Origin of the sequence: Enterobacter wuhouensis (assembly GCF_004331265.1) — a bacterium.
GTDB classification, from domain to species: domain Bacteria; phylum Pseudomonadota; class Gammaproteobacteria; order Enterobacterales; family Enterobacteriaceae; genus Enterobacter; species Enterobacter wuhouensis.
The window spans coordinates 130,187-147,250 of the sequence record NZ_SJOO01000006.1 but is presented as its reverse complement, the minus strand read 5'-3'; the positions used below and the strand labels follow the sequence as shown (position 1 = coordinate 147,250).

At 56.4% G+C, this 17,064-nt stretch carries 18 protein-coding genes; 11 read left to right on the top strand and 7 right to left on the bottom strand.

Annotated elements, in window-relative coordinates:
• Window positions 1-41 precede the first annotated feature (41 nt).
• Entirely contained in the window at window positions 42-479 is a 438-nt protein-coding gene (locus E0L20_RS15010; RefSeq protein ID WP_131634639.1) for a hypothetical protein, read from the top strand.
• On the opposite strand, the gene E0L20_RS15005 is transcribed toward E0L20_RS15010, so the two are convergent.
• From E0L20_RS15005 to E0L20_RS14995, 3 genes are all read right to left on the bottom strand, one after another.
• Window positions 476-1,465, bottom strand: a complete 990-nt coding sequence (locus E0L20_RS15005) for a GlxA family transcriptional regulator (RefSeq protein WP_131634638.1) — start codon at window positions 1,463-1,465, stop codon at window positions 476-478. The two genes, E0L20_RS15010 and E0L20_RS15005, sit on opposite strands and share 4 nt — an antisense overlap.
• Window positions 1,466-1,598: 133 nt before the next feature.
• Entirely contained in the window at window positions 1,599-2,078 is a 480-nt protein-coding gene (locus E0L20_RS15000) for a hypothetical protein (RefSeq protein ID WP_131634637.1), read from the bottom strand.
• A gap of 1 nt (window position 2,079) precedes the next feature.
• A complete protein-coding gene (locus tag E0L20_RS14995; protein ID WP_131634636.1) occupies window positions 2,080-2,862 on the bottom strand; it encodes a winged helix-turn-helix domain-containing protein in 783 nt (260 codons plus the stop codon).
• A gap of 858 nt (window positions 2,863-3,720) precedes the next feature.
• Here E0L20_RS14995 and E0L20_RS14990 point away from each other — a divergent pair.
• Genes E0L20_RS14990 through E0L20_RS14965 form a run of 6 tightly spaced genes read left to right on the top strand, consistent with a single transcriptional unit; the run spans window position 3,721 to window position 9,757 of the window.
• Window positions 3,721-4,323 (top strand): LuxR C-terminal-related transcriptional regulator, encoded by a 603-nt coding sequence (locus E0L20_RS14990; RefSeq protein WP_131634635.1) that lies wholly within the window; start codon window positions 3,721-3,723, stop codon window positions 4,321-4,323.
• A gap of 53 nt (window positions 4,324-4,376) precedes the next feature.
• Window positions 4,377-4,961, top strand: coding sequence for a fimbrial protein (locus E0L20_RS14985; protein ID WP_131634634.1), 585 nt, complete (start codon window positions 4,377-4,379; stop codon window positions 4,959-4,961).
• 53 nt (window positions 4,962-5,014) lie between these two features.
• Complete coding sequence (locus tag E0L20_RS14980) at window positions 5,015-5,695, top strand: fimbrial biogenesis chaperone (protein ID WP_131634633.1); 681 nt, start codon at window positions 5,015-5,017, stop codon at window positions 5,693-5,695.
• A gap of 20 nt (window positions 5,696-5,715) precedes the next feature.
• Window positions 5,716-8,241, top strand: a complete 2,526-nt coding sequence (locus E0L20_RS14975) for a fimbria/pilus outer membrane usher protein (RefSeq protein ID WP_131634632.1) — start codon at window positions 5,716-5,718, stop codon at window positions 8,239-8,241.
• Window positions 8,232-8,750: a fimbrial protein gene (locus E0L20_RS14970; RefSeq protein ID WP_131634631.1), complete on the top strand. Its 519-nt coding sequence runs from the start codon at window positions 8,232-8,234 to the stop codon at window positions 8,748-8,750. Before E0L20_RS14975 ends, E0L20_RS14970 begins: the two co-directional genes overlap by 10 nt.
• Window positions 8,750-9,757: a fimbrial protein gene (locus E0L20_RS14965; RefSeq protein WP_131634630.1), complete on the top strand. Its 1,008-nt coding sequence runs from the start codon at window positions 8,750-8,752 to the stop codon at window positions 9,755-9,757. The genes E0L20_RS14970 and E0L20_RS14965 overlap by 1 nt, the downstream gene beginning before the upstream one ends.
• A gap of 3 nt (window positions 9,758-9,760) precedes the next feature.
• Here the strand turns inward: E0L20_RS14965 and E0L20_RS14960 are convergent, their stop codons facing one another.
• Entirely contained in the window at window positions 9,761-10,285 is a 525-nt protein-coding gene (locus E0L20_RS14960) for a lipocalin family protein (RefSeq protein ID WP_131634629.1), read from the bottom strand.
• A 117-nt stretch (window positions 10,286-10,402) separates the two neighbouring features.
• Here E0L20_RS14960 and E0L20_RS14955 point away from each other — a divergent pair, with 117 nt between their 5' ends.
• From E0L20_RS14955 to E0L20_RS14940, 4 genes are all read left to right on the top strand, one after another.
• The gene (locus E0L20_RS14955; RefSeq protein WP_131634628.1) at window positions 10,403-11,128 is read left to right on the top strand and encodes a MerR family transcriptional regulator; all 726 of its coding nucleotides are present in this window, start codon (window positions 10,403-10,405) and stop codon (window positions 11,126-11,128) included.
• A gap of 99 nt (window positions 11,129-11,227) precedes the next feature.
• A complete protein-coding gene (gene uraH / locus E0L20_RS14950) occupies window positions 11,228-11,638 on the top strand; it encodes a hydroxyisourate hydrolase (protein WP_131634627.1) in 411 nt (136 codons plus the stop codon).
• A 102-nt stretch (window positions 11,639-11,740) separates the two neighbouring features.
• Entirely contained in the window at window positions 11,741-12,700 is a 960-nt protein-coding gene (locus tag E0L20_RS14945) for a YbgA family protein (protein WP_131634626.1), read from the top strand.
• Window positions 12,701-12,844: 144 nt separating this feature from the next.
• On the top strand, window positions 12,845-13,933 hold the full coding sequence (locus E0L20_RS14940) for an AAA family ATPase (RefSeq protein ID WP_131634747.1): 1,089 nt from the start codon (window positions 12,845-12,847) through the stop codon (window positions 13,931-13,933).
• 28 nt (window positions 13,934-13,961) lie between these two features.
• Here E0L20_RS14940 and E0L20_RS14935 read toward each other — a convergent pair whose 3' ends face one another.
• The 3 genes from E0L20_RS14935 to E0L20_RS14925 all read right to left on the bottom strand — a co-directional run bounded on the left by E0L20_RS14935 (window position 13,962) and on the right by E0L20_RS14925 (window position 17,060).
• Entirely contained in the window at window positions 13,962-14,915 is a 954-nt protein-coding gene (locus E0L20_RS14935) for a GlxA family transcriptional regulator (RefSeq protein WP_131634625.1), read from the bottom strand.
• A 25-nt stretch (window positions 14,916-14,940) separates the two neighbouring features.
• Window positions 14,941-15,720: an MBL fold metallo-hydrolase gene (locus E0L20_RS14930; protein WP_131634624.1), complete on the bottom strand. Its 780-nt coding sequence runs from the start codon at window positions 15,718-15,720 to the stop codon at window positions 14,941-14,943.
• A gap of 89 nt (window positions 15,721-15,809) precedes the next feature.
• On the bottom strand, window positions 15,810-17,060 hold the full coding sequence (locus E0L20_RS14925) for an HlyD family secretion protein (RefSeq protein ID WP_131634623.1): 1,251 nt from the start codon (window positions 17,058-17,060) through the stop codon (window positions 15,810-15,812).
• Between the last annotated feature and the right edge of the window lie 4 nt (window positions 17,061-17,064).

Here is a 17,064-nt window from a genome sequence, read left to right as displayed (position 1 = left end):
ACGGTGTCGCTTTGCTTTGTTAAGTCACCGGAGCGATATAAATGAAAAAATTCACCTTCCTGCTGCTTTTACCGTTATTTCTCAGCGGCTGCGCGGCCATTGTGGGCAATAACGACGAGACGGTTAACATCGATAGCCAGCCGACTCACGCCTTCTTTATCATTGCGGATCAAAGCGGCGCAATCATTAAGACGGGCACAACGCCGCAGTCTGTGACCCTTAAAAAATCTGACGGGAGCTACTTCGGCAAGCGTGAATATACGCTCACGGTAAAACAGGAGGGATACTATTCGCTGATCGTGCCGCTGGAAACGCGTTTAAGCCACTGGTACACCCTGGGGAATATTATCTTCCTCGGCGTGCCGGGCTGGCTGATTGTCGATCCGTTCTTTGGCGGGATGTATACGCTGAAAACTGACGCCATCAGCGCGGTGCTGCGTCCCTGCCCACCGGGTCCGTTTAATTACATGTGTACCTAAGTCTGCGACGCGCGCCAGACGCCCGGCGTGCAGCCGTATTCGGTCTGGAAATGACGAATGAAATGGGCGCAGTCGCTAAAGCCCATCCGCAGGGCGATATCGGTTACGCTCCGCTGCGAGTTTTTTAATAACCAGCAGGCATAGCGCAGCCTGGCGCTGCGGATAAATTCTCGGGTGGTTTTACCAAACTCAGCGTTAAACAGGCGGTTAAGCTGCCGCTCGCTCAGGGCCACTTCACTTGCCAGACCGGCCGTGCTGAGCGGACGCGTGAGGTATTGCTCAATCAGCATGACCACGCGGCGCAGCCGCGAGTCGGGGATAAGGGAGACGTTGGCCGGTCGCGGCGTGGCAAGCTCATTTGGCACAAGCGACAGCCGCTGGCAGGCGGCGCTGGCCGCGTCACGCCCTGCATGGGCGCGAATCAGCTCGGTAGCCAGCGTGATGGTTGAAATGCCTCCCGGGCAGGTCACCACATCACCTTCATCAATAAAGTCATAGCCTTGTTCGGCGTAGACCTGCGGAAAACGCTGTCGAAACGTGTCCAGATGATAAGGATGCACCGAGGCCCGTCGCTCATTGAGAAACCCTTCCTGCGCCAGCACAAAACTGCCGGTACCAATGCCTATCAGCGGAACTCGCGCCTGATGCGCATGAGCGAGATACTCTCTGTCGCCACCGTAACCGCGATTCAGGTGCTCAAGGCTCCCCCCGATGGCCGCAATATAGTTAAACGAATCGGGTGGCGCATGTGCGGACTCAGGTTTGATGCTCACGCCCGTACTGCTGATAATTGGCACATCGGGAAACTCACTTATCAACCTGATCTTGAACGATATTTCTTTTTGCGTTTTCGCTGCAAACCGCAGCGCCTCCAGTAATCCTGATACGGCCAGCAGTGAATAGTGCGGCCATAACAGCAACCCTATATGCAGCCGTTTTTTCGGCGCGGGTATGCCGTCGCCGAAAGGTTCAAATACTGTTTTCATTATCTTGCCAAATTTAATATAAATTACATTATCGCAACACGCGGGCTGCTTTTTATATTTCAAAGGTAATGTTTAAACCTTAAATCAAGCATAAATGAATCGAGCGCTCTTTATAACAATTTTCTCGTTTATTTCATTCTTTTTTTGACGATCGGCACATATAGGTCGGTAATGTTCCCAACGTAAAAAGATAGTTACCATTCTGTTGTTCATTTATACGTATATAAATACTTTTCCCGGGATAAACAAAAAATTGCGGCTCATATTTTGCCAGCCATTCATCCTCAACGTTATCGTCCGGAAATTTCATATTCTTATCAGACGTCAGAAAATAGACGCTGTCCTTCCGCTCTACCCGGAAGGGAATTTTCCGGTCGATAATTTTAGTCGGATCGCTTTGTACACGACCGTTCATACTCAGCGTGCCGCTGTTGCCGTCGAAGATGTAATTCAGCCACAGCGACAGCGTCTCCTCCGGGTGATGCTGCACAAGGTTCGCCTGGCAGGAAAACGGCTGGACATAGTATCTCTGCCACAGAAAATAGCCCACTAACGCGCTGCCGGTCGTCAGACACGTTGCGAGAATAAAGAGCAGATGACGATAACGACGCATGCTAGCGATCCTCAATGAAATAATCCGAGATACAGCGGTTTGGCTCTTTCATGGGCCTGTCGCAGCGAATAACGGACGCGCGCGGAAGTAACGCATACCAGCTGATATACACCCAGGGGTGGCTTGCGCAGTCGGCTTTAAAAGGACCGGCATAGGCCAGCGCCTTCGCCCGTTCACTCTGGGTCTGAATATCATTAGCAAGATGAACGCGGCATGTACCCACCATTGCCGCAAAATGGTAATCATCCACGAAACGGTTATCCCGGGCATTCGAGTGCCCTATAACCCCCACGCCGGCAAATATGAACAGCATAGCCAGTACTGCGGCAAGCCAACGTGAACGCGCTACCGGCGGCGGCGCGGGCGTCTGCTGAGGCGGCATGAGGCAATCCTGCGTCATCCCGTGCGGTTCCTCGGTCGTTTCTGCCGGACGAGGAGGTAGTTCTTTAATGGTTATTTGCGTATCGCTGGCCAGCGTCAGACCAATACGCGGAATGGTCACGATGGGATCGGCCTCAAAACCAATCTTCTTAAGCCCTTTGCGCAGAATAGAGATGTTCTGATAATAGGTATTTGGTGAAACCAGCATGCCGCGGCGCTGCCAGACGATATCAAGGAACTCCTGCTGCGTAACAATGGTTCCCGCCCTGTCGATTAATAACAACAGGCAGCGGCCTGCAGGTGAATTTAACACAACCACACGATCGGGATTGTTGAGATCGCGTAACGTGCTGGCTGCAGGGTGGAATTCAACGATGTTATTAATAACGTAATGCTTGTGCATAGGGTGGTAGTCATTCTCCGGTTAACGCCAGCTAATCTCACTTATCCATGACTTCGCACGGACAGCATATAACGCTCACAATTTCTACATCTGGATTAATGTGACTGATAAAATTAACGCTGTATATCGCGTCAATTGGCGAAAATTCTTATTTATAGCGCATCGCTGCAGCTTCACTGAACTGATGATTTCACTTAAACCCCAGATCTCATGCGGCCTACAGCGCATTATGCCATGCATCAAATCACATTCTCATCTTTTCTGAAGTCCTATTTTTCATGCTTTGGGACAATCTTAATGACATCTACTCCCTATTAAGGATATAGACGACAACGCGGGCTAAATCACGCCCTTGACATTGACAAAACCAGACAAAAGGCCAAATTGAATACAGCGGACACGGGTGTCTAATTCATTCAGAAACGCTAATTCTCAACTTTTATGAATCTGCAGAAAAATCAATATAGATAGCGTTTTAACCCCCTCAATGCGGGCGTCGTATCATCAGTATAAACCGATGATACCACTCGGAAATTGTTATCCACCGTCAGCAAATCCGCCCTAAAACTGACGCCAGCAGACACTCCGCTTACAAAACCTTTCTCAAAGCAAAACTTTCATTGAAAAGTGCAGGTATGATTATTTCAGGGCAGCGAAACAGAACAAAACCAATATGAGGATGATGCTGTAACTTGTTTTTAACAAAGGCTTAATACAAATTAAGATTACTTCAGATTACCTCTTTATTGGCCCGAGTATAGTAGGCCTACACCATGCAATGCGTGATTGCTTCGAAAGAACAGGCTGACGCCCGCGCTAATCGCTCGCCTGATTACTATTATAAATCGAGGGAATAACATGGCGAATAAACCCGAAAAAACACAACGCGTAAATATTGCATTAATGGGCAGCGATCATTATGCACGGCATGGCATCACAACGCTATTAAGGAGCATCAGTCCAGAATTAGAGATTAAGATTTCCGTGGGGGATTACCACCAGCTGAATACCGAACTGTCGGCAACACCCATTGATATTTTACTAATGTCAGGGGCGGAGAAGTATCACACAGGATATGACTGTCTTAAATATATCAAAAGAATTAAAGCTAATTACCCTGACGTCATTATCTGCATGTACTCCGCTCCGGCGAATTCACTGCACTGGGTCAGAGGGGATATTGATGCGTATATCTCGCTGCAGGACTCAATTTTTCGCTGGCGAGCCACCTTATTAAAAATGGGCGATAGCCGCTTCCGCCCAAAAAAGAAACCAGCGGCACTCACGCTGACGCCAGGAGAATGGAGGGTATTAAAGGAACTCAGGAACGGACTGGATATGCGTTACATCGCAGAAATAGAGAAGCTTTCTTATCGCCGGGTGAGCGCATTAAAGACCTCCGCGATAAGAAAACTTGGGCTCAGGAATAAGACAGATTTGCTGGTCTTTTTAACCAGTTAGACCTGCCGCTTTCAGAGCAAATCTCGTAATAACAACACAATGGAATCAAGACAATGAAAGCTAAATTCAATACCAAAACTCTGCTGGCATTAAGCGTTGCTGCACTGCTGCCGGCGGGCTCCGCCCTGGCTGCCACCACCAGCGGCGGCACGGTGAACTTCAACGGCAAAGTGGTGACCTCGGCCTGCGCCATCAGCGCCGGCAGCGCCAACATCGATGTCGATATGGGTGAAGTACGCACCGCAACGCTGGCCGCGGCAGGCAGCGAGGCCAGCACCGCGAAAGCCTTCTCCATCGTCCTGGAAGATTGCGAAATCGCGGATACCTCGGCCTCCACCGAAGAAAATCCTATTGCCGCCACCACGGTAGCCGTGACCTTTACCGGCACGCCGGATAGCGCAGACGCCAACAGCCTGGCCGTGGGTTCAAACGGCAGCGCCAACTCTGCACAGCACGTCGCCATTCGTCTGTATGACGAACAGGGCAACGTGGTGAAGCTGGGCGAAGCGGCGGCAGCCGTTCCGCTGCGCACGGGCTCTAACACCCTGAATTTCAGCGCAAAATATTACTCCCCGGAAGGCAGCGCCACGGCGGGTGATGCCAGCGCCGTTGCGACCTATACCGTGACCTATTCGTAATTTTCAGGCCCGGTCGATTGGCCGGGCCTGACTCAGCTTTCAGGAGAAAGACTATGCGCGCATCAACATGGGTTTGTCTGGCGGGCTCTTTATGTTCTTCCGTCGTTTATGCAGGCGGCGTGGGATTGGGCGCGACGCGAATGGTTTACTCCAGCTCGACCACGCAGTCCATGATGCAGGTCAGAAACACCCACCCCGAGGCCACCTTCCTGATCCAGTCATGGATGGAGAGTGAAAAAGGGGAACGCACCAACGACTTCGTCATTACGCCGCCGCTGTACGTCTTAAAACCGGCCAGCGAGAGCGTGGTGAAAATCATGTTCAACGGCAGGGCGCTGCCGCAGGACCGCGAAACGCTCTACTGGATGACGGTGAAGGCGATCCCGCAGCAGATGAAAAACGGCTCAGGCAATTCCCTGCAGTTTGCTTCCGCCAACCGCATCAAGGTCTTTTATCGCCCGGAGGGACTCGTGGAAGGCGCGGGTGAGGCGTGGAAACGCCTCGGCGGTACGGTCCGCGCGGGCAAAGTCAGCCTCACGAATCCGACGCCTTACTACCTCACCACCATCAACGTGAAGGTCGACGGTATGCCCGTCAAGCCCGTAATGATACCGCCAAAGGCAAGCGTGACGCTGGCAGAAACCTTCAGCCGCGCCAGCAGCGTGAGCTACCAGACCATTAACGATTACGGGGCCTGGACGCCCGTTACCCGCTCGTCGCTGTCGCAACAATAAAAACAGAAGGGCGTAACCGCGTGAAAATGAAAATCCTGTGCGTCATGGTGTCAGCCATGATCGTTCGGCAAGCCGTGGCTGCCGAAAACGAGCTGCAATTCAACCCTGCCTTCCTCAACGGTGAAAGCGCGAACAGCGCCGATCTCACCTGGGTCAACGCAGGCAGCACGCTGCCGCCAGGAGAGTACAGCCTCAACCTGTACATCAATAACAATTACGCCTTTACCGGGAACGTTGCGTTCCATGCCGATGAAAGCACCTCAGGCGAAGCCCAGCCCTGCCTCACGCCAGAGCAGATTATTGCCCTCGGTATCGATACCCATCAGGCAAAGGGCGGCGCGCTGCCCCTTGCCCAGCGCTGCCTCTTTTTGCCGCAGGTCTTTCCCGGCGCCCGCTATGACTTTGACCAGAAGACCCTGACGCTTAGCTTTACCGTGCCGCAAAGCATGATGCGTAATCTGCCGCGTGGATACGTGAGCCCGGAAAGCTGGGAGTCCGGCATTCCTGCCGCGTGGCTGAACTACGTGGTGAACGGCGCCAACAATACGTATCAGGGCGAGACGCGAACGCGCGACCAGCAGCTGTTCGCAAGCCTCAACAGCGGCGTTAACCTGGGCGCATGGCGGCTGCGTGATTTCACCACGTGGACCAAAGACACAAACGAACTCACCCACGTGCAAACCTGGCTGCAGCGCGATATTCCCGCCCTGCGCGCGCAGTTCTATGCGGGCGAAACCTATACCTCGTCTCAGGTTTTCGATTCCGTCGGCCTGCGCGGCGTGGCCTTGAAAACGGATGACAACATGCTGCCCGCCAGCCTGAGCGGCTATGCGCCAGACGTGCGCGGTATCGCCCGCAGCAACGCCACGGTGACGGTGCGCCAGAACGGCAACATCATCTATCAGACCACCGTTCCGCCAGGCGCGTTCGTGCTGAAAGATCTCTATCCGACCTCCTCCGGGGGCGATCTGGCGGTCACCATTCAGGAAACCGACGGCAGCCAAACGCAGTACACGCTTCCCTTTGCCAGCGTGCCGAACCTGGTGCGCAACGGCCAGATGAAATATGCCCTTGGCGGCGGTAAATACCGTCCGACAGGCGATCAGGATACGCCCTCGTTTGCCCAGGGCGAGCTGTTCTACGGCTGGAAATACGGCCTGACGTTCTACGGCGGCGCGCAGGTGTCCGATCGCTACACCGGCATGGCCTTCGGCATCGGGCAAAATCTCGGCCGTTTTGGCGCCTACTCCGTCGACCTCACGCACGCGCGCAGCCAGCTGGCGGACGATAATACCTACACCGGGGATTCGGTTCGCCTGCGCTACAGCAAGCTGCTGAACGATATCGGCACGCGCGTAAACTTCTTCTCGCTGCGCTACTCGACGCAGGGGTTTTATACCCTGAGCGATACGACCTATAAGGGCATGGCAGGCGGGAATGCGAAGCAGGTCGTGGCGAATGACGGCACAATCTCTACACATTACGACACCGTCTATAACCTGCGCATGTCGCGCAAGGCGAAGAACCAGGTGCTGCTGTCGCAGCCCATGGGGGAGTACGGTTCGCTGTCGCTCTCCTGGGATCAGCAAACCTACTGGAACACGCCAAAAACCACGCAGAGCCTGCAGTTTGCGTGGAACGCCACGTTTCGCAACGTGTCGCTCGGCGTAAGCCTGCAGCGCGCTACCAGCCTGTACGATAACCAGAAAGATAACATCCTGGCGATGTCCGTTTCGGTGCCGTTTGGCAACCCGAAACTGGCGACCCGCGCCCGCTTCACCACCACCCAGGCGGATTCTACCGGCAACACCTCCAGCGCGGGCGTCAGCGGCTATATGCCGGGCCAGGAGAACCTGTTCTATAGCGTGAACCAGCGCTACAGCGCGCAGCAGCAGTACGGCGGCGATGCCGCGCTGCAGTACGAAGGCCAGTGGGGCGATTACAACCTGGGCTACAGCTATGGGAAAGATTCGCAGAACCTCAGCTACGGCATGAGCGGTGGCGCGGTTCTGCACGAAGATGGCCTGACGCTGAGCCAGCCGCTGGGCAATACCAACATTCTGGTAAAGGCGCCCGGCGCCAGCGACGTGGCCGTGCTCAATCACAAAGGAATTAAAACCGACAGCCGGGGCTATGCGGTGATCCCCTATGCCACGCCGTACCGCGTCAATCAGGTTGCGCTGGACGTCACCACCGTGGGCAATGACGTGGAGCTGGATAACGCCATCGCCAATAAAACCCCCACCGACGGCGCGATGGTGCGCGCCACGCTGACCACGCGTCAGGGGGCAAAAGCGATGTTCATCGTGCGCCACCGCAGCGACGTGCTGCCTTTCGGCACCCTGGTATCGCTGAAAGACGATAAGGCCAGCGGCATCGTCGGAGATGGCGGCAGCCTCTATCTGACCGGGCTATCGCCGCAGGGCACGCTGCGCGCCGTGTGGGGACGCAGCAACAATCAGAGCTGCAGCATTGATTACCGGTTAAATAAGCAGGATTACAACCCGCGCACCGGCCTTTACTCACAGGAGGTGGTATGTCAGTAGCCTTTCGCCTCACCTGTCTCGCCCTGCTGATGGCGTTTACCGTGCCGGTGCGCGGCTACGACGTGCTGGTCTCCGTAACCGGCAGCGTCATGGGCAACACCTGCATCGTGGCGGCGGATTCCGAGGAGCAAACCGTGCCGCTGGGCACCATCGGCATTAAGCAGTTCACCGAGACGGGCGCGGCCAGCAATATCAAAACGCCCTTTACGCTCACGCTTGAAGAGTGCGGCCCCACCTTCGCGGGCGTAAAAATCCGCTTCAGCGGCACGCCGGACGACGATGACCCGCAGCTCGTCAAAATCGCCGGGGGCGGTGCAACCGGCGTCGCGGTGCAGATTCTGGATAAAGACAGCGTGCCGATCCCGCTGGACACCCAAACCGCCGCCTACGGCGCAGCGGGGGATGAGAGCGTAAAAATGACCTTCTATGCGCGACTGGTCGCCACGGGTGCGCCGGTCAATGCCGGAGACGTTTCGGCAGTAGCGACCTGGACTACGGAGTATCAATAATGCGTTTACTAATGTTAGCCCTGCTCTTCGTCACGTCCCAGGCCTTTGCCCTCTCCTGGACATCGGATATCGCCCTTTCGCCAACGCCCATGACGTGGTCCGGCCCGGCGGATTCCATTGTGCCAGGAAAGACGATCGGCTCTGAATGGAGTGCAAGCGCAAGCGTTTCAGAAGTGTTCTGGTGCGGCCTGATATTTACCTGCTCCAAAGGTACGCTGGAGCCGAGCAGCAGCATGATTGCCACCGGCATCACGGTCGTCGTCAATGGCGCAAGCTACATGGTGTTTGAAACGGGCGTGCCCGGTATTGGCTTCATTCTGGGGCTCAAAGATTTTAACGGCACCACCTATGTCCCGATGCAGTCCGGCATCACCCAGAGCTATCCGGCCGACGGGACTAGCGGTTACGCCACCGCGCTGGGCTGGTCGGCAAAAGTGACGTTTATAAAGACCGGCGTAGCGCTGAAGTCCGGCGTTTACCAGACGCCAACCATTAACGCCGCGATCCTCACCGCCTACAACAACGAAGTGAAAACCGCGAAGGTGATCATTAACCCCACCACCATCACGGTGACGGCGAGCGGCTGCACGGTGAGCACCAAAAGCGCCAGCGTTGAGCTGGGCAACATTGATATCCACACGCTGCCGACCGTGGGTAGCACGTCGCCGTCGGGATCGTTTACCGTCGGCCTGAGCTGCGACGCCAATATCGCGGTGAACGCCGTAATGACCGACCAGACCACGCCGTCGAACACCTCTTCGGTCGTGACGCTTACCGGTGAGTCGTCCGCTTCCGGCGTGGGGGTGCAGTTCTTTTACAACGGCACCGGGCCGCTGATGATGGGGCCAGACAGCTCTGCGGCAGGCACCACGAACCAGTTCTTCATCCAGACGACGACCGCCGCCCAAACGCTCTCTCTGCCGTTTCAGGCGCAGTACATCCGCACGGGCGAAGTGGTGCCGGGCACCGCCAATGCGCTGGCGAGCATCACCTTCTCGTACCAGTAAGGGCTACTGCTTCACCCATACCAGCAGGTCGACGCGGAAGCCAAGACTGCGCGCGGTGTTCAGGTAGTCCTGCTTCACCGCGTCCGGGATGGTTGGCGTGCGTGACAATATCCACAGATAGTCCCGGTTCGGGCCGCTGACCAGGGCGTACTGGTAGTTATCGTCCAGTCTGATCACGTTATAGCCGCCGTAGAACGGGCCGAAGAAGGAGACCTTGAGCGCGGCGGTTGTCGGTGCTCCGGTAAAGTAGGCTTTACCCTCGCTCTCATTCCACTCGTTTTTCACCGGGTCGTAACCCTTGTTAAGCACGCTGATGCCGTCGTCGCTCCGCTCGCCGTAGGTCGCGGTTACCTGCTCCAGCCCGCGTTCGAAGCGGTTTTCAAGGCGGGCGATTTCATACCATTTGCCGAGATAGCGGCTGGCGTCAAAGTTGGTAATAGGCTGCACGCCTTTCGGCGGCGTGGGGGATTTACAAGCCACCAGCGTCAGGGCAATGGCGACACCGGTCACAACAGGCCATAGCTTCATGAGAATTCCTTTCATTTGTGCGGTTGGACGTTAAGTGTAGTGCACCCATGCGGCGCTTCATCACGTCATCAAAAATTCGTAGTATATTGAGATTATTCCTCCTCATCGGGCACCGACATGGCTTACTCCATCGGCGAATTCGCCAGACTCAGCGGCATCACCGCCACCACGCTGCGCGCGTGGCAGCGACGCTACGGTTTACTCAAGCCTGAACGCTCGGAGGGCGGCCACCGCCAGTACAGCGAAGAAGACGTCCAGCAGGCGTTAAAAATCCTCGACTGGGTAAAAAAAGGCGTTCCCATCGGCCAGGTAAAACCGCTGCTCGAGCGCCCAGCACCGCGCCGCACCAACAACTGGCAAACGCTGCAGCAGGCCATGCTGCAGCGGCTGCAGGACGGGAAAATCGAGTCTCTGCGCCAGATGATTTACGACGCCGGTCGCGAATACCCGAGACCCGAGCTGGTGGCTAACGTGCTGCGCCCGCTGCGCGGCCAAATGTCGGCCAACGTTCCCGCCGCCATGACCCTGCGCGACATTCTCGACGGCATCCTCATCGCCTACACCTCGTTTTGCCTGGAAGGTGATAAAAAAGCGCCGGGCGACAACATCCTGATGACCGGCTGGCACCTGAACGACCCGTGCGAAATCTGGCTCGAAGCCTTAACGCGCACCGGACAGGGCCACCGCATCGACATTCTGCCCACCCCACCCGCCGCGCTGGCGCCGGAAATCTTCCCGGACCGCAAATGGCTGCTGGTGACGCGCGGTAAACTCACCGCCGCGCGCAAAAAGCAGGTCGAGCAGTGGCAGCAGCAGGTATCGCTTGACGTGATTATCCTCTGATAATTTTCTCCTGCGGGAATCTTCACGAAAAGTTGAATATTTTCCCGCGCCGCAGATGCTAACGTTTTCCTGTGACTGACAACTCCACAGGAAAACACCATGAAAAAAACGACCCCTCTCCTGATCCTGGCCGCTATGGCCTTTGCCCCTGCCGCGTTTAGCGCCCCTGTCGGTACGCTGAGCGTTCACGTTCTCGACCAGCAAACCGGCACGCCGCCTCCTGGCGTCACCGTCACGCTGGAAAAGCAGCAGCAGGATAAATGGACCCCGCTTGCCAGCGGTAAAACCGACCAGGACGGACGCATCAAATCCCTCTATCCGGCGGATCAGGATATGCAGCCTGGCGTCTATAAAGTGACCTTCAAAACCGCCGATTACTTCCACACGAAGAAGCTGGACTCCTTCTTCCCGGAGATCCCGGTGCTGTTTACCGTGACCCGCACCAACGAAAAGCTGCACATTCCTCTGCTGCTTAGCCAGTACGGTTACTCGACCTACAAGGGCAGCTAAGTATCATTGATTTTTAAAGAGAATAAAAAATAACTCCGCCAATACTTGGACAAATTAGTCATGCTGTGTAAGTTTTAGATAATAGAACTGGAGGACCACACCATGACAACGAAACCTGTACTGGGCATTAGCGGATGTTTGACCGGCTCCGCCGTTCGCTTTGACGGCGGGCATAAGCGTATGGGCTTCGTCATGGATGAGCTGGCCCAGTGGGTGAACTTCCGGCCCGTGTGTCCTGAAATGGCGATCGGCCTGCCGACGCCGCGTCCGGCCATTCGCCTGACGGTGACTGACGGCGGCGAGACGCAGCTGCGCTTCAGCAAGCCGCCGCACGACGACCTGACGCAAAAGATGGTCGACTTTACGGCGGAATATCTGCCAAAAATCGGCGATCTGACGGGATTTATCGTCTGCGCGAAATCGCCAAGCTGCGGCATGGAGCGCGTGCGGCTGTATGATGAAAACGGCAACCGGGGCCGCAAGGAGGGTGTCGGGCTGTTCACCGCCGCCCTTCTTGAAACTTATCCGTGGCTGCCCGTCGAGGAAGATGGCCGACTTCACGATCCGGTTTTGCGGGAAAACTTTATCGAGCGGGTTTTTGCCCTTCACGAACTGAACACGCTGCGCGCGAACGGCCTGACGCGCCGCGCGATTTTGGATTTCCACAGCCGCTACAAGCTTCAGCTGCTGGCGCACCATCAGGCGGGCTACCGGGAAATCGGGCCGTTCGTTGCCTCGCTCCATGAATGGGACGATCTGGACGCGTTCTTCATCGCGTACCGTGAAAAGCTGATGGCGATCCTGAAAAAGCCCGCCTCGCGGAAAAACCACACCAACGTGCTCATGCATATTCAGGGCTATTTCAGAAACCAGCTCAACAGCCGCCAGCGCGTCGAGCTGCGCGACGTGATCCTGCACTATCGCGACGGGCTGCTGCCCATCCTCGCGCCGCTGACGCTGCTGAAGCATTACATGGCTGAATACCCCGATCGGTATCTGATGACGCAAAACTACTTTGATCCCTATCCTGATGATTTGGGTCTGCGTCTGGCAGTAACCTGATGAATAAAATGCGAAGGCCCATTTGACCCATAGAGGCCCAAAGCAGTACCCCGTTTAGACGACACCTCACTGTCGTCTTTTTTTTGCATTCAGCCTAAAACACTGTGATTATAAACAGGTGTGATTGCATAAATGGATACGGCGATGATCAAAACCCTGCACATTCAAAACTACCGCTCAATTCGCGATATGTCGCTGGATCTGGAGCAGCTCAACATCGTCTTCGGCCCCAACGGCACCGGAAAATCGAACATTTACAAGGCGATTTACCTGATGCACAGCGCGGCGCAGGGGCAGTTCTCCCAGGCGCTGGCGAATGAGGGCGGTATCCTGAAGGTATTCTGGGCCGGTAAAACCCGCAGCGACCAGCTTCGGCGCATGAACCTGGCGGTAGAGACAGAAACCTACGAATACGAACTGCAGGTCGGCTTTGTGGAGAAGCTGCCGTATCCGTCGCAGTTTCAGCTCGACCCGGTGATCAAAGAAGAGTCCATCTGGCTGAGCGGCCAGCACCGCCGCCCGTCGTCACAGCTGATGAAGCGTAAGAATCAGGCCGTATTTCTGAACAACGTGCATCATGAAAAAGTGACCCACAGCGGCACGCTGTATGAGAACGAATCGGTGTTCGGGCAGCTCGGTGAACCGCACCTTTACCCCGAGGTGTCGCAGATGCGCGAATCCCTGCGTAACTGGCGTTTTTATCACGAGTTTTCTGTATCAACCGGCTCGGCCATTCGCGCCCCGCAGGTAGGCTTTCGCTCGCCGGTGCTCGCCAGCGACGGCGCAAACCTGGCCGCCGCGTTTCAGACCATCGTGGAGATTGGCGACGAACTGCTGCTGATGCGCATCCTCGACCAGGCCTTCCCCGGCTGCGTGTTTTACAGCGACAACACCGGCGGACGTTTTCGCATGATGATGCAGCGCGAGGGGTTGAGCAGGCCGCTGGAACCGGCGGAGTTCTCCGACGGCACGCTGCGCTTCCTGTGCCTCGCGGTGGCGCTGTTAAGCCCGCGCCCTCCCGCATTCATCGCCCTTAACGAACCGGAGAACAGCCTGCACCCGCAGATGCTGCCCGCGCTGGCGAGCCTGATTGCCGAAGCCAGCCGCTATTCGCAGATCTGGCTCACCAGCCACTCGCCGGAGCTGGCGACGTTGATTGAGAAACACCGTTCGTTTTCGCTCTATCAGCTGTCGATGGTGGAAGGGGAGACCAGGATGGAGAAGCTGGGGTAAACGCCGGGTGGCGCTGCGCTTACCCGGCCTACTGGCGAGTGCGAAACGTCCTGCGCCACTCCGCCGGGCTGACGCCAAAGCGCGCCTTGAACTGCTGGCGATAGGTTACTGCCGACAAAAACCCAACCTGCTCTGCCACGCTTTCAATCGGCATATTTCCGGCCTCCAGCAGGATCTGGCTGCGCCGCAGGCGCTCGGCGGTGAGCCAGTCGGCAACGCTCATGCCCGTGGCCTTGATAAAATGGCGGGTCAGCGTGCGGCGGCTCATCGATACCACGTCCGCCAGCGAGTCCAGACCGTGCGGTTCGGTAATATGCTGCTGAAGGTAGTCAATCAGGCAGTTAATCCGCGCATCGCGAGTGTCCTTCGGCACGGGCTGGGCAATAAACTGCGCCTGCCCGCCCTCGCGGTGCGGGGGCACAATCATCCGTCGGGCGATCTGATTGGCGACCACGCTGCCAAACCGCTGGCGGATGATATACAGACAGCAGTCCAGCGCCGCGGCGGTGCCTGCGGAGGTGATGATGTTATCGTCATCAACGTAAAGCGCGTTGATATCCAGCCGCGTATCCGGAAACAGGGACTGAAACTGGTGCTCAAACTCCCAGTGGGTTGCCGCCCGTTTACCGTCGAGAATACCGGCATAGCCCAGCACAAATGAGCCAAGGCACAGCCCGACAATTACAGCGCCCCTGTCTCGCGCCTGGACCAGGCTGTCAATCAATGACTGGGGTGGCCGTTCAAGCACGTGCTGCCAGTAAGGCACCACGACGATATCCGCCTCCACGATGGCGGAAAAATCCTGCGTCGCATTCAGCGCAAAGCCGTCTTTAGAGGTGAGGAAACCCGGCGTTTCAGCGCAGATCGTGACGTTGAAGCGCTTTTCACCGGATACCGTATCGCCAAACAGAATGCAGGGAACGGAGTAGTGAAACGGGCTAAATCCATCCACCGCGACAATCGCGACGTTAATAAGCGGCATCTGTCTCTCCTTTCCCTTTTAACACTCAGAATATAACGCTTTCGCCATCCTGTGGAATGCTCAGCGCATCGCTGAACTGGTTGGCTTCAGCGTACTCACGCAGCGCGCGACGGGTCAACAGACAGTGGTTAATAGCTTCCATGTGGACCGCAACAATCTGCGCCTGAGGCAGCAGGAAATGCACGTTAAGTACATCCAGCTCGCCCATGATGATGGGACCAAAGCCAATCACGTGCGCATAACCGGCGTTCAGCACTACGACGTCCGGCTGGTGCTTTTGCAGGTCGGCCGCCACCTCTTCACGCCAGATGGTATCTCCCGCGATGTAGAGCGTCTTCTCGTCGGGATGACGGAAGACGACGCCGCAGGCTTCACCCAGACGCTCCGCCAGCTCCGGAACGGCGTAAGCGCGATCGGTTCCATGCTGGCCGCCGTGCGTTTTCGCGATGCGAATATCGCCAAAAGCCGTTTCATCGGTCATGACCGTCAGCCGGGTAAACCCCTGGCTGCGCAGCAGCGCGGCGTCGCTGTCGTTTTGGACGTAGATCGGCTTGTCTTTGGCGATCAGCGCAATGGCGGATTGATCCCAGTGATCGTCATGCGTGTGGGTAACAATCACCGCGTCGGCATCCAGCAGCGTCGTCACGTCAACAGGAAGCTCGACCGTCGGGTTGCGGATTTCCGCATGCGCCGTACCGGGAAAGCCAGGGTAAGCCCCCTGCGGAGCAAGCATCGGATCGATTAAAAAGCGCTTCCCCGCGTAGGTAATCAGCTGGGTGGCGTTGCGTATGTGGGTAATGTTCATGGGCTATCCTCCTGTAGGTGTGACAAGGAGAATAGCCCGGAGCCGTGCTGGCCGATGTGGGCTAAAGGGCGATGATCGATGAAATCGGGTCAATCAATAAAGCGCTTCCTCACCCTTTCAAGCGGAGCGATGAGCAGGTTGATGAGCGGCTTGCGGTCAATAACGATATCCGCATTAACCGTCATCCCGCCCATCAGCATGCGCTTCTTTTTGTCCGGATCGGTAAACCATGACGGCACCTGTACTTTCGCCAGGTAGTAGTTCTGCCCCTCCTGGAGCGGGATCAGCGCGGAATGAGCGTCGATATTGACCTCATAAAAATCGGACAGCGTGGCGTCAACCGAGCCGTATTTATCCACCGGCCAGGAGTCAAAGCGCAGCTTCACCTTGTCGCCTTTCGCGACCCGCCCGACGCCCGTCGCCGGGACATAAAGATACCCCTCCATGGTCGCGGCGGTATTTTTGCGTATCACCACCACCACTTCGCTGTTTTGGGTGATCGCCCGCCCTGGCGGGAAGTTAATCGCCACCACGTAGCCCTCGGCGGGTGCCAGCATGGACATGGTCGAACTGCCCCGGCTGGAGAGGTTACGGTCGATTTCACTGATGCGGTTTTTCACGTACAGCTGCTCCTCGCTCAGGGAGTCGATTTGCGACTGGGTGCTGTCCGACAGGCTGGTTTTACGCGCTTCCAGATCCAGGATGGTACTCTCTTCCAGCGTCAGATTGAGCTGAGCGTTAAGCACATCGTTGTGGCTTTTATCGAGATCCACTTTGGAAACATAGCCCTTGCCGGATATCGCTTTCCAGGCGTCGTAGGTGTCGGTGCTGTTTTTCAGCAGCGCGCGCAGCTTTTTGACCTTATCCCTGGAAACGCCAATCTGTCTGTCGGTGATGTTGAGCTGCTGCGCCAGGTTTTTGCGGTACGTGGCGATAGACTCCTCGATGGCCTGAATGCGCTGCTCGCTGCGTTTTTTCTCCGCCTCCATCTGCTGGCGATCGAACTGCACCACCGATCCCTGCTTGCCGCCATAGTCTTGCGACACCGTAAACAGCGGGGCGTTCTCCTTCACGTATTCCCCGGGGCGCACCGCAAAATCAACGATGGTGCCGGACTCTCTGGCCCGCACTTCGACATCGCCCTGAGCGGGGATCAGCACGCCGCGCGCCAGGGTGGTTTCAGAAAAATTAAAGACCACGGAAAAGACCAGCAAACAGAGAAAGAAGGACATGAACAGCGTCAGCACGGCCTTCAGACGGGGCGCGTTGATCTGATAACTTTTTGAAAAATGCTGCGGGATCAGCGGTCGGCGCTGCCGGCTACGGTTTTTTAATTTCACGACA